The sequence below is a fragment of the Indioceanicola profundi genome (assembly GCF_003568845.1).
GTDB classification, from domain to species: domain Bacteria; phylum Pseudomonadota; class Alphaproteobacteria; order Azospirillales; family Azospirillaceae; genus Indioceanicola; species Indioceanicola profundi.
Map to the genome: position 1 here is coordinate 2286655 of NZ_CP030126.1, position 23768 is coordinate 2310422.

24 protein-coding genes are annotated in these 23768 nt (G+C 67.1%); 13 read left to right on the forward strand and 11 right to left on the reverse strand.

What is annotated here, in order from left to right; genetic code table 11:
• Window positions 1-6: 6 nt before the first annotated feature.
• On the reverse strand, window positions 7-945 hold the full coding sequence (locus DOL89_RS10915; RefSeq protein WP_225889764.1) for a helix-turn-helix transcriptional regulator: 939 nt from the start codon (window positions 943-945) through the stop codon (window positions 7-9).
• An 89-nt stretch (window positions 946-1034) separates the two neighbouring features.
• The gene (locus DOL89_RS10920) at window positions 1035-1529 is read right to left on the reverse strand and encodes a hypothetical protein (protein ID WP_119679179.1); all 495 of its coding nucleotides are present in this window, start codon (window positions 1527-1529) and stop codon (window positions 1035-1037) included.
• Between the two features lie 222 nt (window positions 1530-1751).
• Between DOL89_RS10920 and DOL89_RS10925 the strand changes: the two genes are divergently transcribed.
• Together DOL89_RS10925 and DOL89_RS10930 are read left to right on the forward strand one after the other, a co-directional pair.
• A complete protein-coding gene (locus DOL89_RS10925) occupies window positions 1752-2150 on the forward strand; it encodes a Crp/Fnr family transcriptional regulator (protein ID WP_119679180.1) in 399 nt (132 codons plus the stop codon).
• 76 nt (window positions 2151-2226) lie between these two features.
• Entirely contained in the window at window positions 2227-3474 is a 1248-nt protein-coding gene (locus tag DOL89_RS10930; protein WP_119679181.1) for an AI-2E family transporter, read from the forward strand.
• A gap of 161 nt (window positions 3475-3635) precedes the next feature.
• On the opposite strand, the gene DOL89_RS10935 is transcribed toward DOL89_RS10930, so the two are convergent.
• Window positions 3636-4331, reverse strand: a complete 696-nt coding sequence (locus DOL89_RS10935; protein WP_162937462.1) for a sulfotransferase family 2 domain-containing protein — start codon at window positions 4329-4331, stop codon at window positions 3636-3638.
• A gap of 85 nt (window positions 4332-4416) precedes the next feature.
• Window positions 4417-5589, reverse strand: a complete 1173-nt coding sequence (locus DOL89_RS10940) for an isovaleryl-CoA dehydrogenase (RefSeq protein WP_119679183.1) — start codon at window positions 5587-5589, stop codon at window positions 4417-4419.
• A gap of 177 nt (window positions 5590-5766) precedes the next feature.
• Here DOL89_RS10940 and DOL89_RS10945 point away from each other — a divergent pair, with 177 nt between their 5' ends.
• A complete protein-coding gene (locus tag DOL89_RS10945) occupies window positions 5767-6258 on the forward strand; it encodes a GNAT family N-acetyltransferase (protein WP_162937463.1) in 492 nt (163 codons plus the stop codon).
• 83 nt (window positions 6259-6341) lie between these two features.
• Here DOL89_RS10945 and acnA read toward each other — a convergent pair whose 3' ends face one another.
• Window positions 6342-9047, reverse strand: a complete 2706-nt coding sequence (gene acnA / locus DOL89_RS10950; protein WP_119679185.1) for an aconitate hydratase AcnA — start codon at window positions 9045-9047, stop codon at window positions 6342-6344.
• 536 nt (window positions 9048-9583) lie between these two features.
• Here acnA and oppB point away from each other — a divergent pair.
• From oppB to DOL89_RS10975, 5 genes are all read left to right on the forward strand, one after another.
• Entirely contained in the window at window positions 9584-10507 is a 924-nt protein-coding gene (oppB, locus tag DOL89_RS10955; protein WP_119679186.1) for an oligopeptide ABC transporter permease OppB, read from the forward strand.
• A 16-nt stretch (window positions 10508-10523) separates the two neighbouring features.
• A complete protein-coding gene (locus tag DOL89_RS10960; RefSeq protein WP_119679187.1) occupies window positions 10524-11438 on the forward strand; it encodes an ABC transporter permease subunit in 915 nt (304 codons plus the stop codon).
• Window positions 11439-11458: 20 nt separating this feature from the next.
• Complete coding sequence (locus tag DOL89_RS10965) at window positions 11459-12511, forward strand: ABC transporter ATP-binding protein (protein ID WP_119679188.1); 1053 nt, start codon at window positions 11459-11461, stop codon at window positions 12509-12511.
• 8 nt (window positions 12512-12519) lie between these two features.
• The gene (locus tag DOL89_RS10970) at window positions 12520-13521 is read left to right on the forward strand and encodes an ABC transporter ATP-binding protein (protein ID WP_119679189.1); all 1002 of its coding nucleotides are present in this window, start codon (window positions 12520-12522) and stop codon (window positions 13519-13521) included.
• Window positions 13522-13710: 189 nt separating this feature from the next.
• Complete coding sequence (locus tag DOL89_RS10975) at window positions 13711-14169, forward strand: DUF305 domain-containing protein (protein WP_119679190.1); 459 nt, start codon at window positions 13711-13713, stop codon at window positions 14167-14169.
• A 121-nt stretch (window positions 14170-14290) separates the two neighbouring features.
• Here the strand turns inward: DOL89_RS10975 and DOL89_RS10980 are convergent, their stop codons facing one another.
• The 5 genes from DOL89_RS10980 to DOL89_RS11000 all read right to left on the reverse strand — a co-directional run bounded on the left by DOL89_RS10980 (window position 14291) and on the right by DOL89_RS11000 (window position 17130).
• On the reverse strand, window positions 14291-14500 hold the full coding sequence (locus DOL89_RS10980) for a SlyX family protein (protein WP_119679191.1): 210 nt from the start codon (window positions 14498-14500) through the stop codon (window positions 14291-14293).
• Window positions 14501-14540: 40 nt separating this feature from the next.
• Window positions 14541-15134 (reverse strand): hypothetical protein, encoded by a 594-nt coding sequence (locus DOL89_RS10985; protein WP_119679192.1) that lies wholly within the window; start codon window positions 15132-15134, stop codon window positions 14541-14543.
• A gap of 11 nt (window positions 15135-15145) precedes the next feature.
• Window positions 15146-15388: a phosphoribosylformylglycinamidine synthase subunit PurS gene (gene purS, locus DOL89_RS10990; RefSeq protein ID WP_119679193.1), complete on the reverse strand. Its 243-nt coding sequence runs from the start codon at window positions 15386-15388 to the stop codon at window positions 15146-15148.
• Between the two features lie 16 nt (window positions 15389-15404).
• On the reverse strand, window positions 15405-16169 hold the full coding sequence (purC, locus tag DOL89_RS10995; protein ID WP_119679194.1) for a phosphoribosylaminoimidazolesuccinocarboxamide synthase: 765 nt from the start codon (window positions 16167-16169) through the stop codon (window positions 15405-15407).
• 202 nt (window positions 16170-16371) lie between these two features.
• Window positions 16372-17130: an NRDE family protein gene (locus DOL89_RS11000; protein WP_119679195.1), complete on the reverse strand. Its 759-nt coding sequence runs from the start codon at window positions 17128-17130 to the stop codon at window positions 16372-16374.
• 130 nt (window positions 17131-17260) lie between these two features.
• Here DOL89_RS11000 and DOL89_RS11005 point away from each other — a divergent pair, with 130 nt between their 5' ends.
• Window positions 17261-17623: a DUF1476 domain-containing protein gene (locus DOL89_RS11005; protein WP_225889766.1), complete on the forward strand. Its 363-nt coding sequence runs from the start codon at window positions 17261-17263 to the stop codon at window positions 17621-17623.
• A gap of 37 nt (window positions 17624-17660) precedes the next feature.
• Here DOL89_RS11005 and DOL89_RS11010 read toward each other — a convergent pair whose 3' ends face one another.
• Window positions 17661-18425 carry an ABC transporter ATP-binding protein gene (locus tag DOL89_RS11010; protein ID WP_119679196.1) on the reverse strand — a complete coding sequence of 255 codons (765 nt, stop codon included), beginning with the start codon at window positions 18423-18425 and terminating at the stop codon, window positions 17661-17663.
• A gap of 89 nt (window positions 18426-18514) precedes the next feature.
• Here DOL89_RS11010 and DOL89_RS11015 point away from each other — a divergent pair, with 89 nt between their 5' ends.
• The 4 genes from DOL89_RS11015 to rfaE1 all read left to right on the forward strand — a co-directional run bounded on the left by DOL89_RS11015 (window position 18515) and on the right by rfaE1 (window position 23658).
• Complete coding sequence (locus DOL89_RS11015; RefSeq protein WP_225889767.1) at window positions 18515-19837, forward strand: ActS/PrrB/RegB family redox-sensitive histidine kinase; 1323 nt, start codon at window positions 18515-18517, stop codon at window positions 19835-19837.
• Between the two features lie 179 nt (window positions 19838-20016).
• A complete protein-coding gene (locus DOL89_RS11020) occupies window positions 20017-20598 on the forward strand; it encodes an ActR/PrrA/RegA family redox response regulator transcription factor (protein WP_205574564.1) in 582 nt (193 codons plus the stop codon).
• 178 nt (window positions 20599-20776) lie between these two features.
• The gene (locus DOL89_RS11025) at window positions 20777-21802 is read left to right on the forward strand and encodes a glycosyltransferase (protein WP_119679199.1); all 1026 of its coding nucleotides are present in this window, start codon (window positions 20777-20779) and stop codon (window positions 21800-21802) included.
• Between the two features lie 371 nt (window positions 21803-22173).
• Complete coding sequence (gene rfaE1, locus DOL89_RS11030; protein WP_225889768.1) at window positions 22174-23658, forward strand: D-glycero-beta-D-manno-heptose-7-phosphate kinase; 1485 nt, start codon at window positions 22174-22176, stop codon at window positions 23656-23658.
• Window positions 23659-23768 lie beyond the last annotated feature (110 nt).

The following is a 23768-nucleotide window of genomic DNA, read 5'->3' on the forward strand; positions in this document are numbered from 1 at the left end:
CGCCTGCTATGCCTGCGGAGCGTTGTAGCGGACGGCCCCGTGACCGGAGAGGTCATACCCTTCCAGCGCTGCCGCCTTCGCCCGTGCGGCATCGCTCCGGGCGAAGGTCATCAGCGCCTGGACCGGCGGCTCGAAATAATGCCAGCGGCGCACCACGAGGTCGAACCGCTCCCAGGCGAGCGGCACAAAACCGAGGCGGAGACGCGTTGCGACGGCACGGGTGGCGAGCCCCACATCGGCAGCCCCCTCCAGCACGGCCAACCCGACATCGAATCCGGTCCGCGCCGGCGGACCCGATAGATTCAGCGTCCCGATGGACAGGCCGTGCTCCGCCAGCAGGTGGCGCAGCAGAATGTGCGCGCCGCTGCCTTCCGGACGCACGGCGACCCGGAGGCCGGACCTTGCAAGGTCCCCTGCCCCTGTGAGGCCCAGCGGGTTTCCGGGGGCAAGCACCAGCCCCTGCTCCCGCCGGACCCATTCCACCGCGACGACATCCAGATCCGCCAACTCTTCCAGGATTGCCGCTTCGTTGTAGCGGCCGGTGGCCGGGTCGAGCATGTGTATGCCGCAGGCAACCGCCTCCCCCGCCGCCATCTGGCGCAGGCCGGACAGGCTGCCGCCGCCGGACAGGGCTAGCCCGCTTCCCGACTCCCCCACGCACCAGTCCAGGAACGGATCGCGGCTGCCGGCCAGCACATTGGGAACCCTGGCCGGAGCGGGCGTGGGACCGGTCTCCCGCCGCCCCTCCACCCAGCGATCGATTTCAGCGACGGGGAAGAGCCATTTTCCGGCAACCTTGACACAGGGAATGCGCCTGGACTGGACCAGATCGTAGATCGTCCTCTCCCCCATGCGCAGATATACGGCCACCTCGCGCGTACTCATATAGGGGCCTGCCGGCGGCGTGGCGGGGCCGTCGGGGTTCTGGGCCCTTCTGCCCGTCATCGATGCGCTCTCTTCCTCGAAGCTGGAACGCGCATCGTAGGGCGGCGGCGCTGCCGGGCCAAGACTCCTCGTCTCCCCGCCGCATGGGCTCAGCTTCCCGCTAGCGTATCCACCAGCCGCCCCTCGATCTGGAAGCGGCAGGTCATCGGGGCGGCGTTGCCGGCCGGCAATTCCACCACGGCGGTCAGCACAGCGCCGGGCGATACCGTAACCGGCCGGGACAGTTCGGCCGAGAAGTAGCGGCGGGCGGCATTGACGTATCCGACGGTCAGCGCGTGATTGGTGGAGTGTCCGGAGCTGGTGCTGGTCATGACGAAGCGGGGCAGTTCACCCTTGACCTCGGCACGGCTGAACCCGTGGCCGCGCACAGCCTCCACCAGCAGCGTCTTGCCTTTCGGGGCGGCGATGGTGAGGTCGGCGGTGCAGACGCCGCTTTCGGCGGGCGAGATGCCGGCCACGCGGTGAACGACGAGATCGGCCCCGGTGAAAGCGACGCTATCGGCGCGGACGGAGGTGGAGGCGATGGCTACGGCCACCAGCACGGTGCCGGCGGCGATCAGGCGGGTCGTGTCGGGCATGAACATAGCGGGCTTCCGGTTCGGCGGTTGCTTTCGATGGCCGGACCCTAGTGGCCCGCGGTTGCCGCCGGATGTCGTCCGCGTAATTGTTGTTTCAGTCCCGTTCCGGCCCGGTGTTCGCACCATGCCGGAATCCGCCCCTATGGCGGCGAGCCGGTGCGAGCCGTGACAGGCCGCCCGGGCGGGTGTACAGACAGGGCGTTCCGTCCGCAGGAGAGGAGCCGCCATATGTCCGCAGCCTTCCAGCGCCGCCCCTATGAGACGGGCGAGCCGGTCTTCCAGGAAGGGGATCCCGGCGACAGCCTGTACGTGGTCGAGAAGGGGCGGGTGCGGATCTGGACCGGCGACCCCGAGCGCCCCACCATCCTGGGCATCGTCGAAGAAGGCGGCGTGTTCGGCGAGATGGCCATCTTCGACAAGAAGCCGCGCATGGCGAACGCCTCCGCCGATGCCGAGTCGGTGCTGATGCGCATGCCGGCCACGGTGATGCGGGAAAGCCTGTACGGGGCGGACCCGCTGCTGCGCCAGCTCGTTCAGATCCTGATCGACAATGTGCGCAACATGGCCCGCCGCATCGACGAGCTGGAGGGCCGCTGCACGCCCGGCGGCTGCACGCGCCCGGACTGAGCAGGTCCGGAAAAGCCGGAACCGCGCCGAGGGTCCGGCGGTTTTCCCCGGTGGAGCGCCACACCGGGGATTGTGAATGTTCAGCGAATCTACGCCGCACGGCGGCATCAGCGACCGCACCTTTGTCCGGCGCGCCCTGATCCTGTTCCTGATGGGGGTGGTCGCGACTGTACTCTGGATCGCATCGCATGCGCTGGTGCTGCTGTTCGGGGCCATTCTGTTCGCAGTGATCTTCCGCGGATTGGCGAACCTGCTGACCCGCTGGACCGGTCTGCCGGACACGCCGGCGGTCGCCGCCGTGCTGGTGCTCCTGCTGGCTGTGCTGGCGGGGTTCGGCTGGCTGTTCGGCTCCCAGGTTTCGAACCAGTTCAGCCAGCTCGCCGAGCGCATCCCCACCAGCCTGTCCCAGATCGAGCGGCAGATCGGCTCCACCCAGTGGGGGCGGGAGCTGCTGGAGCGCACCGGCGGGCTGGAAAGCCTTCGGAGCGGCGGCCAGCAACAGAATGGCGGCAGCCCGCCCCAGGGCGCGCCCCAAGGCCAGGGCGGCGGGCAGGAGGAGGGCAACGGCGCACCGCCACAACCCGCAGCCGGCGGCAGCGGCCAGCCGAAGGGCGCACAGCCGCAGGGCGGCTCCCCGGCCGCCGGCGACGGCGTCATTCCGGACGGTGCGGCCAGCAGCATCGGTTGGCTGGTCCGTCAGGCAGGTTCACTGCTGATGACCATCGTCGACGGCGCCACCCAGTTCGTGCTGGTCCTGTTCGGGGCGATTTTCCTGGCCTTCCAGCCGGGGCTCTACCGCGCCGGCGTGGCCAAGCTGGTGCCTCATGATGAGACGAACGAGGTGCGCAAGGTATTGGACCGCACCGGCGATACGCTCTGGCTATGGGCGGCCGGGCAACTGGCGGAGATGGTGATCATCGGCATCCTGACCGGCGTCGGCCTGTGGCTCATGGGCGTGCCGGCGCCATTGGCGCTCGGCCTCATCGCAGGTCTGCTGGAATTCATTCCCTTCGCCGGACCGATCCTGGCGGCCATACCGGGCGTGCTGCTGGCACTGACCGTCAGCCCGACGCTCGCCCTCTGGACGATCCTCTTCTACCTCTTCCTTCAGCAACTCGAGGGCAATGTGATCATGCCGGTGGTCCAGAGGAAGGCTGTATCCCTGCCTCCTGTCGTCGGCATCTTCGCCCTGCTGGTATTCGGCTCCCTGTTCGGTCCCATCGGGGTCCTGTTCGCGGTTCCCATGGCCGTGGCCGTGATGACCATCGTGCAGGTCGTCTATGTGAAGGACACGCTGCACAAGGATGTGGAGATCGGGGGCTAACCGGAAGGGCAGAAAAAACCCGGGCGCCCTTGATGGGCAGCCCGGGGCCTAGTCACGGAAAGGGCCGGAACCGGCAGACAATCGGTCCCGGCGAACGGCGGGGCCAAGTCCCGCCGCACCACGGGATATAGGTGGTCTCTCCGGTTACGGAACCCATTGTTTCAGCAGAACCGCTCCCGCGCGGCTGAATAAAACCGCATCTCTTCCGCTGCGGCGGCTTCCAGTCGGGCCATCAGGGCGGGATCGCCCTTGATCCGCGCCACCTCGTCCGCATAGGCAGGGAAGTCGTTGATATTCTGGACCGGCATTGCGAGATCGCGGCCCAGCAGGCGGGACAGGCGCGATATCCCCTCCCCCATCTCCTCGTGGAAGCCGATGAAGTCGAAATCCGCGGGCGTGACGTTGCGGAAGAACCGGCGGGTCAGGTCGGCCCTGATCCATTCCATATTGGCGAAGGCCGCGATGTCCGGCTGATGCTGGGCGATGTAGCGGACCATAGGATGGTCCGGGTCCTGCACGCTGCGCCAGTAGAAATAGAGGGAGATGATCCGGTCCACCGGATGGCGCAGGAAGGTGATCCGGGCGGCATTGGTCAGCCGGTCGTACTTACGCAGCCAGAAATGCCCATGCACCGCCTGCTTCCCGGCCAGCCAGGGATAGCCGCTGGCGAGCGCATCCTGCAAGAAGCCGTCCGGGTCCAGATGCATCCTCGCGGTCGGGCTGGCCGGGAAATCCTGATAATCCTGGAACAGCCCCCTGCCATAGGTGCCCTTCAGTGCCGAGAGCAGAGAAATGCCGCCGCATTTGGGCGTATGGACGGAAATCAGCTCGATCCCGCCCGATCCGGTATCCGACATGAAAAAGGCCACCCTTCCCGACATGCACGCAACCCGTGCGCGGCGGGAGGATGGCCCTGGTCCTATGACCCCTGCAAGTGATCAATCAGTGCGTTTCGCGGAACAGCTCCCGCCCGATCAGCATGCGGCGGATTTCGCTGGTGCCGGCGCCGATCTCATACAGCTTGGCGTCGCGCAGCAGGCGGCCTGTGGGGTAGTCGTTGATATAGCCGTTGCCGCCCAGGATCTGGATGGCGTCCAGCGCCACCTGAGTGGCCTTTTCCGCCGCCAGCAGGATGGCCCCGGCGGCGTCCTTGCGGGTGATGCGCTTGGAATCCGCCGCCCGTCCCACGGCATAGACATAGGCGCGGCAGGAGTTCAGCGCGACATACATGTCCGCCACCTTGCCCTGGATGAGCTGGAATTCCCCGATGCTCTGCCCGAACTGCTTGCGCTCGTGGATGTAGGGCACGACGATGTCGAGGGCGGCCTGCATGATGCCCAGCGGCCCGGCCGCCAGCACGGCCCGCTCATAATCCAGGCCGGACATCAGCACGCGGACGCCGCCATTGAGCTGGCCCAGCACATTCTCCTCCGGCACCTCGCAATCCTGGAAGACCAGCTCGCCGGTGTGGCTGCCGCGCATGCCGAGCTTGTCCAGCTTCTGCGCGCAGGAGAAGCCCTTGAAGCCCTTCTCGATCAGGAAGGCTGTGATGCCCTTCGGCCCGGCCTCCGGATCGGTCTTGGCATAGACCACCAGCGTATCGGCGTCCGGCCCGTTGGTGATCCACATCTTGGTGCCGTTCAGCACATAGCGGTCGCCCCGCTTCTCCGCCCGCAGCTTCATGGAGACCACGTCGGACCCCGCCCCCGGCTCCGACATGGCCAGCGCCCCCACATGCTCGCCGGAGATCAGCTTGGGAAGATAGCGACGGCGCTGCTCGTCGGTGCCGTTCAGGCGGATCTGGTTGACGCAGAGGTTGGAGTGCGCGCCGTAGGAGAGGCCGACGGAGGCGCTGGCGCGGCTGATCTCCTCCATCGCCACCATGTGCTCCACATAGCCCATGCCGGCCCCGCCCCATTCCTCCTCCACCGTGACGCCCAGCACGCCCAGGCTGCCCATCTTGGGCCAGAGGTCCATGGGGAACTGGTCGGTGCGGTCGATCTGCTCGGCGCGCGGCGCGATCTCGTCGGCCGCGAAGGTGCGCACGGCGTCGCGCAGCATGTCGGCCGTTTCGCCAAGGCCGAAATCGAACATGGGCAGGCTGTTTGAAAGCATCTCGGGATCGTCCTCGCCTCTGGTCCGGATCGTCTCATCCGGAACGAATTTTCCGGCACAGTACCGGGGCGGACGATGCAGGGGAAGCCTGTTACAGATGCCGCACGGAAGCAGTTTCCGACTGTGCGCCGCCTCACCCATAGTACAGTCTGGGCGCACGATCTGGCAGGTGTTGCAATGACGGAGCGCGCTCCCTCCTCGATCCGACTGGCAGGCCTGGAAGATGCGCCTGCTCTGTTCGGTCTGCACAAGGATTGTGTCCGCACCCTGTGCGCCGATGCCTACTCCCCGCTGCACATCGACAGATGGTTCGAGGAGCGGACGCCCGACATCTACGCCCCCTGGCTGAAAGCCGGAAGGATTTGGCTGGCCGAGACCGGGGGAGAGATGGCCGGCTTCACCGGCGCTGTCGCTGGCGAAATCACATTGCTTTTCGTCCGGCCCGATCTGGCCGGGCGCGGGCTCGGCCGGCTGCTGTTCGAATTCGCATTGATGCGGGCAGCGGAGGATTTCGACGGCCCGATCACCGTGGTCGCCACGTTGAACGCCGTACCCTTCTACCAGCGCCACGGATTCCTAGCCGAGAAGGAAACCTTCTTCGAGCGTGGTGGGCTGCGCTACCCCGTGGTCAGGACGCGGCGCTGCCTTGCCGAAGCGGCGCCCCGGTAACGGAGCACCGGGCAAACGAAAAGGGCGGTGGTTTCCCACCGCCCTTCCGTACCGCTCGGCAAAGCGCCGGGATGTCCCGCCGCTTACTCGGCCGCCTGCTTCTCGGAAGCGAGGCCGCGCAGCACGTACTGCAGGATGCCGCCGTGCTTGTAGTAGTCGACCTCGTCCAGCGTGTCGATGCGGCAGAGCAGGTCCACCGTCTCCTTCGACCCGTTGGCGCGGGTAATGGTCATCTTTAGGTTCATGCGCGGCTTCAGCCCGGCTTCCACACCCTCGATGTCGAAGGTCTCGGTGCCGTCCAGCTTCAGGCTCTGGCGGGTCACGCCGGCCTGGAACTGCAGGGGCAGAACGCCCATGCCCACCAGGTTGGAGCGGTGGATGCGCTCGAAGCTCTCCGCCACCACGGCCTTCACGCCCAACAGGCGGGTGCCCTTGGCCGCCCAGTCGCGCGACGATCCGGTGCCGTACTCCGCACCGGCGATCACCACCAGCGGGGTGCCGTCGGCCTGGTACCGCATGGCGGCGTCAAAGATCGGCATGACCTCACCGGTCGGGATGTACTTGGTCACCCCGCCTTCGACGCCCGGCACCATCTCGTTCTTGATGCGGATGTTGGCGAAGGTGCCGCGCATCATGACTTCGTGGTTGCCGCGGCGGGCGCCGTAGCTGTTGAAGTCCTCCGGACGCACCTGATAGCTCAGCAGGTATTCACCCGCCGGGCTGGACTTCTTGATGCTGCCGGCCGGGCTGATGTGGTCGGTGGTGATGCTGTCGCCCAGCAGCGCCAGGGCGCGCGCACCCTTCACGTCGCTGACGGCGTCGGGGGTCATGGTGATGCCCTCGAACAGCGGCGGCCGCTTCACATAGGTGGAGTTGTCCTGCCACTTGTAGGTCTGACCCTCCGCCGTCTCGATGGTGCGCCACTGCTCGGGCCCCTCGAAGACGTTGGCGTAGCGGGACTTGAACATCTCCGGCGTCAGATACTGCCGGATGGTGTCCTCGATCTCCTTGTTGCTCGGCCAGATGTCCCGCAGATAGACGGGCTGGCCGTCGCTGCCGGTGCCGAGCGGCTCGCGGGTCAGGTCCATGTGCATGGAGCCGGCCAGCGCATAGGCCACCACCAGCGGCGGGGAGGCCAGGTAGTTGGCGCGGACCTGCGGGTTGACGCGGCCTTCGAAGTTGCGGTTGCCGGACAGCACGCTGGCGACGGTCAGCTTGCCCTCGTCCACCGCCTCGGCGACGGGCTCCGGCAGCGGGCCGGAGTTGCCGATGCAGGTCGTGCAGCCATAGCCGGTCAGATAGAAGCCGACCTCGTTCAGGTACTGCTGCAGGCCCGACGCCTCCAGATAGTCCGTCACCACCTGGGAGCCGGGGGCGAGGGAGGTCTTCACCCAGGGCTTCCGGGTCAGGCCGCGCTCACGCGCCTTCTTCGCCACCAGACCGGCGGCGACCAGGACGGAGGGGTTGGAGGTGTTGGTGCAGCTCGTGATGGCCGCGATCACCACATGGCCGTGGTCGACCGTGTAGTCGGCCCCTTTCACCGGGGTCGGCTGGCTGGTCGGCCGGCCGGCCACGTCGGTGGCCAGGAACTTCGCGAAGTCGCCGGCGGCGGTGGAGAGCTGCACGCGGTCCTGCGGGCGCTTCGGGCCGGCCAGCGAGGACTCGACGGTGGAGAGGTCCAGCTCCAGCGAGTCGGTGAAGACCGGATCGGCGGCGCCCGGCTCCAGCCACATGCCCTGGGCCTTGGCATAGGCCTCGACCAGCTTCACCCGCTCCGGATCGCGGCCGGTGAACGCCAGGAAGCGGATCGTCTCGGCATCGATCGGGAAGATGCCGCAGGTGGCGCCGTATTCCGGAGCCATGTTGCCGATGGTGGCGCGGTCGGCCAGCGTCAGGTTCTGCACGCCGGGGCCGTAGAACTCCACGAACTTGCCGACCACCTTCTTGGCGCGCAGCATCTGCGTCACGGTCAGCACCAGGTCGGTGGCGGTCGCACCTTCCTTCAGCTTGCCGGTCAGCTTGAAGCCGACAACCTCGGGGATCAGCATGGAGACCGGCTGGCCCAGCATGGCCGCCTCGGCCTCGATGCCGCCGACCCCCCAGCCCAGGACGGCCATGCCGTTGACCATGGTGGTGTGGCTGTCGGTGCCGACCAGCGTGTCCGGATAGGCCACGGTGGCGCCGTGCTGGTCACGGTCAGTCCAGACGGTCTGGGCCAGATACTCCAGGTTCACCTGGTGGCAGATGCCGGTGCCCGGCGGAACGACGCGGAAATTGTCGAAGGCCTTCTGGCCCCAGCGCAGGAACGCATAGCGCTCGCCGTTGCGCTGGAACTCCAGCTCCACATTCTCCTCGAACGCCTTGGGCGTGCCGAAGGCGTCCACCATCACCGAGTGGTCGATGACCAGATCGCAGGCGGAGAGCGGATTGATCTTGGTCGGATCGCCCTTCAGGTCGGCCATGGCCTCGCGCATCGCGGCCAGATCGCAGACCGCCGGCACGCCGGTGAAGTCCTGCATCAGCACGCGCGCCGGGCGATAGGCGATCTCGCGGTCGGACTTGCGGTTCTTCAGCCACTCGGCAACGGCCTTGACGTCGTCGACGGTCACCGTGCGCCCGTCCTCGAAGCGCAGCAGGTTCTCCAGCAGCACCTTCATGGAGAAAGGCAGGCGCGACACGTCGCCCAGCGTCTTCTCCGCTTCCGGGATGCTGAAGTAATCGTAGCTCTTGCCGGCGACCTCGAGGGTGCGGCGCGTTTTCAGGCTGTCTTGGCCGGTGATCGTGGACACGGGGACTCCTCCATCGGGGTCGGATCGTCACCTGGGACCGGCTTGATGCCCGTCGTTGGCCCGGCTCCAGCGTCCGGGGCGCGGGCAGTGCGCCGGGGTGGCATTTCGGGGCGTGGTTTAGCGCGTTTTCCGGGCGGGATCAAATGCGGCGCGGGCATGGCCGCGCGGTAAGCCTTCGGCGGCGCAGCACGCTGGTCCGGATGAACCTCGCTGCATTGCAATAATCCTTTCGACCTAGAAGCATGCGGATGCCTGCCCGATAGCCCGACCCGGCGGTCATGGCCGCCTGTATCCGGCCCATACTCCACAACCCGCGCCGAAGAGATTTGCGACTCAGAAACTTGCGCCTGATGGCGGGATTCGCTGCTTCCGTTGCGCCCGCGCGAAGGTGGTCGCTAATAATCTCTCTTTGATGGGGCCGCGGTTGACAGCACCGTTTTTTTCACAGAAACGTCATGCCCGGCCGAGCGGGTTGCGCCCTGGGCATGGCTCGTTTGTGCGGAACGCCAGGGCGCGGGTTGGAGGGAATCCTTCGAATGTTGTCTTATGCTGTCCGGCGCCTGCTGGAAGCGATCCCCACATTGTTGGTGATCGTCGCCCTGGCGTTTTTCCTGATGCATGCCGCTCCCGGCGGCCCGTTCGACAGCGAGCGGGTGCTGCCGCCGGAGATCGAGGCCAACCTGAAGGCCGCCTACAACCTGGACAAGCCGGTCTGGCAACAGTTCCTGATCTATCTCGGGAACGCGGTGCAGGGTGATTTCGGCCCCTCCTTCACTTATAAGGACTTCACGGTCAGCGAGTTGCTCGGCACCGGGCTTCCCGTGTCCATGCGCCTTGGCCTGACCGCCATCCTGCTGGCGGTGATCGTGGGCTGCACCATGGGCATCATCGCTTCCATGCGTCAGAACACGGCGGCCGACTATACGGTGATGGGCTTCGCCATGGTCGGCATCACCATCCCGAACTTCGTGATGGCGCCGCTTCTGACCCTGATCTTCGGCATCTATCTGGGCCTGCTGCCGGTGGCCGGCTGGGGCGGCGGGTCGATCCAGAACATGATCCTGCCGGTGATCGCGCTGGCCCTGCCCCAGATCGCCATCATCAGCCGCCTGACCCGCGGCGGCATGATCGAGGTGCTGCGCAGCAACTTCGTCCGCACCGCCCATGCCAAGGGCCTGCCGGAACGGCTGATCATCTGGCGGCACACGATGCGCGCCGCACTGCTGCCCGTCGTCTCGTATCTCGGCCCGGCCATCGCCGGCCTGGTCACCGGCTCCGTGGTGATCGAGCAGATCTTCGGCCTGCCCGGCATCGGCCGCTACTTCATCCAGGGCGCCATCAACCGCGACTATACGCTGGTGATGGGCACGGTGATCACCTACGGCTCGCTCATCGTGATCATGAACCTGCTCGTGGACCTGATCTACGGGCTGCTCGATCCGCGCGTCCGCTACGACTGACAGGTTGGACCCTCCAATGGTGCATCAGATCACCGGGGGCGCGGACCGCTCCCAGCTCATCGAAAAGGCCTCCGAGGAGGTCCAGGGCCGTTCGCTCTGGGACGATGCCCGCCGTCGCCTCTTCGCCAACAAGATGGCCGTCGCCAGCATGATCGTGCTGGGCATCATCGCGCTGATGGCGATCTTCGCCGACGCGCTGAGCCCGCACGATTACGACGCGGTCTACTGGGAAGCCATTGGCATCCCGCCGACTTTCGAGAACAGCCACTGGTTCGGCACCGACGCCAACGGCCGCGACCTGTTCATCCGCACGCTCTACGGCGCGCGGGTGTCGCTGATGGTGGGCATCGTGACCACCTTCGTGGCGCTGATCATCGGCGTGACCTACGGCGCAATCGCAGGATATGTGGGCGGTCGGGTCGATGCGATCATGATGCGCATCGTGGACGTCATCTACTCCATGCCGCTGATGTTCTTCGTCATTATCCTGGTGGTGGTGTTCGGGCGGAACATCCTGCTGGTCTTCGCCGCCATCGGCTGCGTCGAGTGGCTGACCATGGCGCGCATCGTGCGCGGCCAGACCCTGTCGGTGAAGCGCAAGGAGTTCATCGAGGCGGCGCGGGCGGCCGGCGTGTCCAACGGCGCCATCATCCGCCGCCACGTCATCCCCAACGTCATCGGCCCGGTCATCGTCTTCATGACCCTGCTGGTGCCGGTGGTGATCCTGGTGGAAAGCTTCCTGTCCTTCCTGGGCCTGGGCGTGCAGGAGCCGATGACGAGCTGGGGGGTTCTAATCTCCGAGGGTGCGGCCCAGATGGAGAATGCGCCCTGGATGCTGATCTTCCCGGCAGTCTTCCTGGCCGTGACGCTGTTCTGCTTCAACTTCATCGGTGACGGTCTGCGCGACGCGCTGGACCCGAAAGACCGGTGACCGGGAGGACGTATCAGGACATGACCCCAGTTATCGAAGTCCGCGACCTCCGCGTCCGGTTTTCCACCCCCGACGGCGAGGTTTCGGCCGTCAACGGCGTTTCCTTCGACGTGAATGAGAGCGAGTGCGTCGGCATCGTCGGCGAGTCCGGCTCCGGCAAGAGCCAGCTCTTCATGGCCATCATGGGCCTGCTGGCTAAGAACGGCAAAGCCACCGGTTCCGCCAAGTTCCGCGGGACCGAGCTGATCGGCATGCCGGTTGCCAAGCTGAACAAGATCCGTGGCGAGAAGATCGCCATGATCTTCCAGGACAGCATGACCAGCCTGACGCCGCATCTGAAGATCGGCCGTCAGATGACCGAAGTGCTGATCGAGCACAAGGCCATGTCCGAGGCCGATGCTCGCAAGCGCGCGCTGGAAATGCTGGACCTGGTCCGCATTCCGGAGGCCGCCCGCCGCCTGAACCAGTATCCGCATGAGCTGTCGGGCGGCATGCGCCAGCGCATCATGATCGCCATGGCGCTGCTGTGCGAGCCGGACATGCTGATCGCGGACGAGCCGACCACCGCGCTGGACGTGACCGTGCAGGCCCAGATCCTGGACCTGATGGCCGATCTGAAGCGGGTCACCAAGGCCGCCATTGTGCTGATCACCCACGATCTCGGCACCGTGGCCGGTCTCTGCGACCGGGTGCAGGTGATGTATGGCGGCCGGTTCATGGAGACCGGCGACGTCCGGCAGATCTTCTACACGCCGCGGCACCCCTACACCGCCGGCCTGCTGCGCTCCATGCCGCGCCTGACTGAGGACCGCCGGGACACGCTGTACGCCATTCCGGGCCAGCCGCCGAACCTCCAGCGCCTGCCCTCCGGCTGCCCCTTCCAGGAGCGTTGCGAGTTCGTGCACCAGCGCTGCGTGGATGAGCTGCCGATCCTGCGCGAGGTGGGCGGCGGCCAGACCAAGGCCTGCCATCTGGAAAGCCTGGAGAACCCGGTGACCGATCCCGCCGCCCCGTCCGTGCCGGTGCGGGAACTGGCAGGGTTCGTCGAAGGCCGTCAGTCGAAGACCGCGTGATGGGACACATGAGCACCGAACTGCTGCGCGTTGAGGACCTGAAGGTCCATTTCCCCATCCGCACCGGCGGAGTCGTCTTTGGCAAGTTCACCCCGCTGAAGGCCGTGGACGGCGTCTCCTTCACCCTGATGGCGGGCGAGACGCTGGGCATCGTCGGCGAGTCCGGCTGTGGCAAGTCCACGCTGGGCCGCGGCATCCTGAGCCTGATCAAGCCGACTGACGGCAAGGTCGTGTTCATGGGGTCCGAGCTGACCAGCGTGGCGGCGGAGACGCTGCGCCGGCACCGGGCGGACATGCAGATCGTCTTCCAGGACCCGCTGGCCAGCCTGAACCCGCGCATGACGGTGGGCGACATCATCGCCGAGCCGCTGACCGTGTTCGAGCCCAAGCTGACCGGGGAGCAGCGCAAGGCCAAGGTCAAGGACATCATGTCCAAGGTCGGCCTGCTGCCGCAGATGATCAACCGCTACCCGCACGAGTTCAGCGGCGGACAATGCCAGCGCATCGGCATCGCCCGGGCGATGATCCTGAACCCGAAGCTTGTGGTCTGCGACGAGCCGGTGTCGGCGCTGGACGTGTCGATCCAGGCGCAGATCGTGAACCTGCTGATGCAGTTGCAGGAGGAGTTCAACCTCTCCCTCCTCTTCATCAGCCACGACCTCTCCGTGGTGCGCCATGTCAGCCACCGGGTGATGGTGCTGTATCTGGGCAAGGTGATGGAGATCGCCGACCGCGACGCCATCTACGCCCAGCCGCTGCACCCTTACACCCAGGCCCTGATCAGCGCCGTGCCGGTGCCCGACCCGGATCTGGAGAAGAACAAGCAGCGCATCGTTCTGGGCGGCGACCTCCCCTCCCCCATGAACCCGCCGTCGGGCTGCGTCTTCCGTACCCGCTGCCCTCGCGCCACGGACATCTGCGCCCAGGTGGTCCCGCCGCTGGAGGAGAAGGCTCCCGGCCATCAGGCCGCCTGCCACCATTGGGGCCCGCCGGGCGCCCGGCAGGCGTAAAGGCCGGGGTTCCTGTGGAATGGAAAAGGGCGGTGCCGGTGGTGCCGCCCTTTCTGTTTTGGCCCCGACCGTTGCGCAGGTCGGTGCGAGGCAAAGCCGAGGGTCGACACCTGCCATGCCCTCCGGTCCAGGAACCCTGCCCACCCAAGGTCGTTGCGAATTAACGACTTCGAATGCAGGAGATTTCCCATGTCCGGGTACGGCAGATTTGCGGCGATGATCGCCACCTCGACCGTGGTGATGCTGGGGCTGATGTACCTCAACACCTATTCCATCGAACATGTCCGCTGGAGCGAGACGCGGCTGTACATGGCATTGGTGATGGGAGCCGCAATGGCGGTCATCATGCTTTCCTACATGCTGCACATGTACAAGAACCGGACCGCCAATATCGGCATCTTCGCAGGCAGCATCCTGGTGTTCGCCGTGGCCCTCTGGCTGGTGCGCAGCCAGGAGACGGTACAGGATGTGGCCTATATGAAGGCGATGATCCCGCACCATTCCATCGCGATCATGACCAGCGAAAGAGCCGAAATCACCGACCCCCGCGTCCGCGCCCTGGCGGATGAGATCATCGAAGCCCAGAAGCGGGAGATTGCCGAGATGGAGGCTTTGATCGCCGAGCTGGAAGCCGCGGGACGATCATGATGATGAGAGGCCGGGGCATTCGGCCGAAAGGGCCGTGATGAGGCAGACCGGTGGAGTCGGCGGCGAAAGCTGGAAGCTGTCGAGCCTCGCTTCGCTCAATCCGAGCTACGGGCCTGTGCCCTCAATAATGCGGCGGCGGCCGGTCGTCGGCCGGAGAAGGTCGCCAGGACTCCAGCTCGCGGACGCGCTCGGTCAGCAGGCGCACGCGTTCGGTGAGGAGGTCGACGGCGCGGCCCTGGGTGGCCACGACATCGGACAGCTCCTCAATGGTCCGCTCCTGGTGGGCCAGACGGATTTCCAGATCGGTGAGGCGGGCGGAATCGTCGCTCATGGCAGGGCCTGCGAACCGCTGAATGGGAAAGACCGGCGGATCACTGGACCCGGCGGACCTTCAGGATGAGCTTGGACCCGGCGCGCGTCAGCTTGTAGCTGCCCAGAATGGCGGGCTTGATCACCACGGTGTCGCCGGCTTTGAGCTGGAACTGCTTGCTTTCCCGCTGTGCCCAGACCTGACCATTGTCCAGGGTGATGAGCAGGCGACTGGGCTGGTCCGGCACGGTGCCGAGCTTGGCAACCTTGGCGGTCAGCTCTTCCGGCTCCTCCCCCTCTCCGCTGCCGCGGGTCCGGGCAAGCTGTTCGGCACCGAAACCCTTGGCCGCTACCTCCGCAGACTCGGCTTCCGCACGGGCCTGCGGAAGCTGCTCCGCCCCGAAGCGTTCGGCCGGAGCCGCGGCTACGGCGGGCGGCGTGGGAGCCGCGGGCGGACGCGCCGCCTGCACCGAAGGAGCAGCGCCGCGCAGGGCGGGCACGGTGCGGTCGAAGCAGGCCAGCCGCTCCGCCGCATCCGCAACGCCGGTGCAGGCCAGCACCGCATCGGCCGGAGCCGCCTGGGCTACCGGGGCAGTAAGGAGAAGCGCCGACAGCAGGGCCGCCGGAAGGATCAGGGTCACGGCTGCGCGGCGCATGGGCAAGGTCCTCAGTCGACCAGTTCGATCGAGTAGTTCTCGATCACCGTGTTGGCCAGGAGCTTGCGGCACATGGCGTCGATGGTGGCGGTAGCCGCCTCCCGGTCGGTCTCGTCGATCTCCAGCTCGATCAGCTTGCCCTGCCGGACCTCTCCGACCGAGAGGAACCCCAGCGTGTGCAGGGCATGGCCGATGGCCTTACCCTGGGGATCGAGGACGCCGTTCTTCAGCGTGACGGTGACTCTGGCTTTCATCGGTCCTGTTCCCGCGTTACTGGACGAGCTTGGGCGGGGCGTGGTCGCCGGGGCCGGCCTCGGGCAGGATGCCGAGACGGCGGGCCACTTCCTGATAGGCCTCGGCCACATTGCCCAGATCCTGGCGGAAGCGGTCCTTGTCCAGCTTCTCGTTGGTCTTGGCGTCCCAGAGGCGGCAATTGTCCGGGCTGATCTCGTCGGCCAGGATGATGCGCATCTCGTCATTGTCGTAGAGCCGGCCGAACTCCAGCTTGAAGTCCACCAGCTTGAGCCCGATGCCAAGGAACAGCCCCGACAGATAGTCGTTGACGCGCAGCGCCAGGCTCATCATGTCGTCCAGGTCGGCGGGAGCGGCCCAGCCGAAGGCGGTGATGTGCTCCTCCGACACCATCGGATCGCCGAGCTCATCGTTCTTGTAGTACCACTCGACGATGGAGCGGGGCAGCGGCGTGCCCTCCGGGATGCCGAAGCGCTTGGTCAGCGAACCGGCCGCCACGTTCCGGACCACCACCTCGATCGGGATGATCTCCACCTCGCGCACGAGCTGCTCGCGCATGTTCAGGCGGCGGACGAAGTGGGTCGGGATGCCGATCTCCGCCAGCTTGGTCATCAGATATTCGCTGATGCGGTTGTTCAGCACGCCCTTGCCGGTGATGGTGCCCTTCTTCTGGGCATTGAAGGCGGTGGCATCGTCCTTGAAGTACTGAACCAGGGTGCCCGGCTCCGGACCCTCGAAGAGGATCTTCGCCTTGCCCTCGTAAATCCGCCGGCGTCGCGTCATGGGATGGCGTCCAGGTGGTCGTTGCGTCACGAGGCCGCCGGATCCGTATGGACCCATTGGCCGATGAAATGCTTCCAACCGGTGGAAAGCATGAATGACCCGCGCAGCGCCGGGCCGCGCGGGTCCCCCCTCCTATAGCAAGCTGCGGGGCAACGCACAATGCGGGTAGCCCTGCGGCGCACGGAGGGAAGGGGTGCGGCGCCTATAGCGGCACGTCCTGAAACGGGGTGCGGTCCGGACGGCCGGGAGCAAAGCGGAAGATCGGCGGCGTGCCCAGCCGCTCCGCCGAGGGCAGCGCGATCAGGGCGGAGGACACGGTCTCGAAGCCCACATCCGTGACGACGCACATGGCCCCCCGCGGCCCGACACTGAGTCCGCCCTCCCAGATTCGGCTGCCCAGCAGCTCCTCCCAGGCTTTCCAGTCGCCCTTCTCCGGCTCGGGAGCGGCGGCCTGGGCGAAGAGCGGGGTATAGAATCGCTGGCGCGGGCTGGACGCTGGATCATTCAGGTCATGGGCGGTCAGCATGGACAGGCCCGGCGGCACCGGCTGCACCCGGATGCGACCATCGCCCCGGTGGGCCAGCCAGAAGGCGTCACGATTGTCCGCCACCACCAGGTTGAAGGGGCGGTAGGCGCCGGGATCGAGGTGGGTCAAGGCCTTCGCCGCCTCCGCCGCGTCGGCATGGTCGAGGCTCTCCAGCACCAGCTCCCCGCGGGAGCGCTTGCCGGACTGCGGCCCCAGCGTGCCCTGGCGGTTCAGAATGGCAGCTACCACGCCGGCATCGTTCAGCCCCAGCCAGGTACCGCCCGCCGACTCGTCCAGCCCGGCCACCACGTCCGGCCGGTCGGGCCAGTGCCGGGCCGGCGGCTTCCAGGGACGGTCCACCATCTCGTCCCGATTGCCGGCCAGGATCAGCGGCCAGTCATGGCCGGGACGGCGGAGAAGGATGGTGCTGCACATGGGAATTCCTTGCTGCTCCGGTTTTCAGGGGGATGCCCCCGGCGCTCCGGCCGTTATTGATCTGTCTCATAGTTCGGGCCTTGAACCAGTATTATAAGGTTCGCCGGAGGAATGGCTCCAGCAGTGCGCCATGACCAGACCCGAATCCACAGGGCAAGCACAGGGGAAGATGATGACCACTTTCGACGAGCGCGAACAGGCATTCGAGAACAAGTTCAAGCACGATGAGGAGCAGCTGTTCCGCATCTATGCGCGTCGCGCCAAGCTGATGGGGCTCTGGGCTGCCGAAAAGATGGGCATCACCGACGAGGCCGCCGATTCCTATGCCAAGCAGATGGTCGCCGGGGAGATCGATGATCCGGGCCACGAGGCCATCTTCCGTCGCATCCGCACCGATTTCGACGCCAAGGGCGTGGCATGCTCCGATCATGCCATTGAAAAGCAGATGGCCGAGATGCTGGACGAAGCCCGCCGTCAGGTGATGGAGCAGTAACCCGGAGTGAAAGGCGATGGGGCCGGCCGGCCCCTCCCTACTCCGCCGCGTCCGCCTGCCGCCGGTCGCGGGCGATGTCGAGGAAGACCTCCTCCAGGTTGGCGCGGCCGAAGCGGGTCAGCAGGTCTGCCGGGGCGCCGCGATCCACGATCCGCCCGCCCTTCATCATCAGAACGTCGTGGCAGAGCCGCTCCACCTCCGCCATGTTGTGGCTGGCGAGCAGGATGGTGGCGCCGGTGCGGTCGCGGAAGCGTTCCAGATAGGTCCTGATCCAGTCCGCCGTATCGGGGTCCAGGCTGGCCGTGGGCTCATCCAGCAGCAGCACTTCCGGTTCGTTCAGCAGGGCCTTGGCCAAGGCCACGCGCGTCTTCTGCCCGGCGGACAGAGCGCCCGACGGGCGGTCCAGCAGGCCGGTGAACTCCAACTCCTCCGCCATCTGCCGAATTCGGCGCTTCACACCGGTCAGCCCGTAGAGATGGGCATAGACGGTCAGGTTCTCCTCCACCGTGAGCCGGTGCGGCAGGTCCACATAAGGGCTGGAGAAGTTCATACGGGGAAGCACGCGGTAGCGGCCGCTCAGCATATCGTGCCCCAGCACCTCGATCCGGCCGGAGGTCGGGAGAAGCAGCCCCAGCAGCATGGAGATGGTGGTGGTCTTGCCCGCCCCATTGCCGCCCAGCAGCGCCACCGTATGGCCGGCCGCCACCTCGAAGCTGATGCCGTCCACGGCGGTGACCGCGCCATAGCGCTTGGTCAGGGACTCGACACGGATGGAATGATGGCTGGTGGATGGGGTCGACATGCAGTCAATATGGGGCGCCGCGGGTCCATGCCTAGAGTCCGCCTGTCCGGCGGCGCCGTCTTTCCCGCAAGGGCCCGCTAGAGAGCATCATGACCGAGGCAGTTCTCCGTCCCGTTCCCGCCCGCATGCCGGGCGACACCATTCCTTCGGCCGAGGGGCGGGTCAGCGCCCGCACGCTGATCACCATCCGCTGGATCGCCGTGGCGGGGCAGTTGCTGACCCTGATGGTGGTCGAGCTGCTGCTTGCCGTGTCTCTGCCGCTGCTGCATGCGCTGGCCGCGGTCTTCGCGTCGGTGGCGCTGAACCTCTACGCCGCGCGGCGTCTGGCGCGGCAGCCCTTCCTGGGCGACCGGGACGCCGGGCTGTACCTGGCCTACGACATGCTCCAGCTCACGCTGCTGCTGTTCCTGACCGGCGGGCTGGAGAACCCGTTCGCAGTGTTGATGCTGGCGCCGCTGACCGTGGCGGCCAGTTCACTGGGGCTGATGCCGGTGATCCTGCTGACGGGGCTGGCGGTGGCGGGCTTCACGGGGCTGGCCGTGTTCTCCCTTCCCCTGCCCTGGCCGGGCCACGGCGTGCAGCTTGCGCCGCTGTACCGGCTGGGCATCTGGGCCTCGCTGACCCTGTCGGCGGGGTTCATCGCCGGTTACCTGTTCCAGGTGGCGCAGGGCGCCCGGCGGCTGTCCGGCGCGCTGACGGCCAGCCAGATGGCCCTGGCACGCGCCCAGCGCGCCACCGCCGTCGGCGCGCTGGCCGCCGCGGCGGCCCATGAGCTGGGGACCCCGCTGGGCACCATCGCCGTCGTCGCCAAGGAGCTGGGCCGCGACATCCCGCCGGACAGCCACCTGTCTGAAGATGTGCAGCTCCTGCAGAGCCAGGTCGCCCGCTGCCGCGACATCCTGGCCGAGCTGGCGCGGCGGCCGGGCGATACCGACAGCGGGTCCGACTTCGCGCCGGTGCCGCTGCCGGCCTTGATCGAAACGGTCAGCGCACCCTACCGGCGGCAGGAGATCGACCTCAGGATCGTAGTGGCGAACGAGCCGGAGGATGGCGCCCCGCGGGTGCAGGAGAGTCCGGAGATGGTGCACGGGCTGGCCAACATCCTTCAGAACGCGATGCAGTTCGCCCGCACCGCCGTCACGGTCACCATCGACTGGAGCCCGCCGGGCGTCACTGTGACCATTGCCGACGATGGCCCCGGCTTCCCGCCCATGCTGCTGGGACGGCTGGGCGAGCCCTATCTGTCCGGCCGGAGCGCGGCGGCACGGGAAGCGGGCGGCAACATGGGACTCGGCGTGTTCATCGCCCAGACTTTACTTGAACGATCGGGAGCGGAACTGCGCTATGCGAACGGGCGCGGCGGCGGTGCAATGGTTGCCATTCGCTGGAAATCGCCCATGTTTACGGTGTAATCCAGGACCGGTCCTCCCGCATGCACCGCTTGCACGGCATTGACGCTGGACTTGCCGCAGCTTCCGGAATACCCCGTTTCTGATTGCTGCGTTGTTGCGGCTCGCTTGGTTCGCGCCTCCGTGCGATCCTGGTCCGGCCGTCCGATGCCCCCGGTCCAGCAAGAAGAGAAGCCAGGATGATGAGCGACGATCTTACCCAGGGGCAGGACCAGCCGAAGCTTACCTTCTCCGGCGACGCCTCGCGCAGCTTGCTGATCGTCGATGACGATACGCCGTTCCGTACCCGTCTCGCCCGCGCCATGGAACGGCGGGGCTTCGACGTGGTGGCGGTGGACAGCGTTAATCTCGGGGTGGAGGTCGCCCATGAGTCGGCCCCCCGCTTCGCGGTGGTGGATCTGCGCCTGGGCGACGGGTCGGGGCTGGATGTGGTGAAGGCCCTGCGCGACGCCCGGCCCGATTCGCGCATCGTCATGCTGACCGGCTACGGCAATATCGCCACGGCCGTGGCGGCGGTGAAGTTCGGGGCCGTGGACTACCTGACCAAGCCGGCGGATGCCGATGCTGTCGAGTCGGCTCTTCTGGCCGAAGGCCCGCTGCCGCCCCCGCCGGAAAACCCGATGTCCGCCGACCGCGTCCGCTGGGAGCATATCCAGCGCGTCTTCGAGCAGTGCGAGCGCAACGTGTCCGAAACTGCCCGCCGGCTGAAGATGCATCGCCGCACCCTGCAGCGCATCCTGAACAAGCACGCGCCCCGCGCCTGAACATACGCGATTGCCCCCTGCTTCGGGGGGTGTCATGGGGGGCAGGACTACCCCCCCTTGCTTCTGGAACTCCGTAGCCTTTCCGCCGTTCGATCTTTGTCAGCAACACCCTTCCGCGGAGCCCGCCAAGATCGGGACCCGACCTAGCCGCAAGGGGTGACGAACGGGGATACGCCAGGTGAACAGAAAGCCGGCCAGCTACCGCCAGATCCGCCCCGTCCACGAACTGGACGGACCGGATATCACGGCCATCGTCTGCACCGGCGGCGGCAGCCCCTGGCTGGAACGGTCGCTGTCCAGCCTGATGCATCAGGCGATGCCGCCAGGATTGCTGGAAATCATTGTCGTGGATACCGCCCCGGACGGGGGCGGACATGTCCAGCGGCTGACCGAACGGCTGGCTGGCGGCGACGGACGGGTGCGCTACCTGCACGACCCTGCCTCCGGGGCCGCGCGGGCGTTCAATACCGGCTGGCAGGCTGCCCGATCCCCCATCGTCGCCTATCTGGGAGAGGAGGCCATCGCGCACCCGGCCTGGCTGGCAGAGCTGTTCGGCGCTTTCGCCGACATGCGGACCAAGCCCGGCGTCGTCGGCGGCAAGGTGGAAGGCGACTGGACGGTGGAATGCCCCGGCTGGCTGCCGAAGTCGCTGTTGCCCTGGCTGCCCGTGCTGGACCTGGGCGACCGCAGCTATGCCCTGTCCGCACCGGACGTATTGAGCGCCACCAATCTTGCATTCCGCCGCGACCTGCTGGTCCGCATCGGCGGGTTCCGCGAGACTGCGCCGGACGGCGGAGCGGATGCGGAAGAACTGCTGCACGATGCCGCCGGGCGGATCGGCGAACTGAACGCGATCTACTACTGTCCGCGCGCCGTGACCCGCCACCGCGTCGGGCATGACCGGGTCAACAAGGAATGGTTCCTCGCCCAGGCCGCGCGCCGGGGCCGGGCGGAGGCGCTGGCCGAGCTGGACGGGCGCGACCTTCCCAGGGCGGAGCGGGAAGCGCTGGCCCGCCGCCGGCTGCGGCAGTTCCGGCTGCTTCGGGACCGTCTACGCATCCTGTTGAGCCGGGAGGATCAGCCCGCCACCTTCCAGGCACGGTGCGAGGTCGCCCGCGCCCGCGGATATGCCGAAGCCATGCGCGGAGCCGTGCCGCAATCCCCCCTCCCCTCCAGGCCGGAAGCGGAACCGGCGGATTTCTGACCCGCTGCAGGCGGCCGCTCGAGCATTGCTTCACGGTGCCAGCCGTGGCGGAGAATGGCCGCCGCAGCCCGCAGAAGCAGCGCCGCGAACCCGGTCGAAGAGGGCTGCCGCGCGGCTGGGGTCAAATTCACCTTCTGCATGTCCCGTCTCCCATGACGCCGAGGTGCCGATCGGCTCCGTTCGTGCCCTGAGAGTGCTGCGTGATCTGGCAGTCGACAAACGAGCTTTCTCGGCGCAACGCATAAGCGGAACTTGTCCGTCCGGCTTGCTGCGGGCCGGCGCGCGGCCACTGGCGCGATAGCCGGGCAGCGGCTACAACCGTGCCCATGACTGCCAACTCCGACAGCACCGCCGCCGCGCCAGGAGCCGCCTTGACCGCACATTCCGCCGACGCGGATCTGACCGCCTTGATCGATGTTCTGGGCAAGGCCCGCGTGCTGGTCCTCGGGGACGTCATGCTGGACCGCTTCACCTATGGGCGTGTGGACCGCATCTCGCCGGAAGCGCCGATCCCCGTCCTGCGGGTCGAGCGGGAAAGCGCCATGCTGGGCGGGGCCGGCAACGTGGCCAGCAATCTGGCGGCGTTGGGCGCCACGGTGAAGCTGCTCTCGGTCTGCGGGGCGGATGAGGCCGGGGCGGAGGTGCGCCGGCTGTTGATGGACAAGCTGGGCGATACCGAGGGGCTGGTGCCGGAAGCCGGACGCCAGACCACCACCAAAATCCGCTTCATGGCCGGGGGGCAGCAACTTCTGCGGGCCGACAAGGAAAGCGTCGTCCCCGTCGGCCACGTCCATGGGGAACTGCTGATCGAGTTGGCCCAGGGCTGGATCACGGAGGTGGATGTCGTCGTCCTGTCCGACTACGGCAAGGGCGTGCTGACCGACGAAGTCGTGCGGCGGGTTATCGCCGCCGCCAATGCTTCCGGCAAGCCGGTGGTGGTCGATCCCAAGGGCCGGGACTATGCCCGCTATCGCGGAGCAACCGCAATCACCCCCAACCGCCGCGAGCTGTCCGAGGCCAGCGGGATTGCCGTCACGGACGATACGAGCGCGGTGGCGGCGGCCGGCACCGTCATCGCCAAGGCCGGCATCGGGGCCGTGATCGCCACCCGCAGCGAGGAAGGCATGTCCGTGGTCACGGCCGGCCCCGACGGCAGCCCCGCGGCCACCCACCTGCGGGCCGAGGCTCGGGAAGTGTTCGATGTCTCCGGAGCTGGCGACACCGTGGTCGCGGCCCTGGCGGCAGCCCTGGGCGCCGGCGCCGACCTGACCATGGCCGCCCGCCTGGCCAATGTCGCCGCCGGCATCGTCGTGGCGAAGGTCGGCACGGCCGTGGTCCGGCCGGAGGAGCTGCGCGCCGCCTGCAACCGCCGGGTCCTTGAAACGACCAGCAGCAAGGTGGCCGGCCTGGATGCGGCGATGGAACAGATCGCCCGCTGGCGGCGGATGGGTCAGAGGATCGGATTCACCAATGGCTGCTTCGACCTGCTGCACCCTGGCCATGTCTCCCTGCTGGCCCAGGCCCGGGCCGCCTGCGACCGGCTGGTGGTCGGTCTGAACAGCGACGCCTCCGTCCGGCGGCTGAAAGGAGAGACGCGGCCGGTCCAGGAACAGACCGCCCGCGCAACCGTGCTGGCCTCCCTCGGCGCGGTGGATCTGGTCATCCTGTTCGAGGAGGACACGCCCCTGCGCCTGATCGAGTCGATCCGCCCGGATGTGCTGGTCAAGGGGGCCGACTACACCGTCGAAACCGTGGTGGGGGCGGATATCGTCCAGTCCTATGGCGGCCGCGTCATGCTGGCTGAGCTGACCCAGGGCCAGAGCACCACCCGGATGGTGGAGCGGATGAAGGGCTGAGCGGCAGCCGCCGGCTCTGTTAACTGGCTGTTAAACTCTTGATCAGACAAGACTTTGCGCATACCGGGCGATGATTAGGCTCTTCCGTCGGAGCCCCACATACAATAACA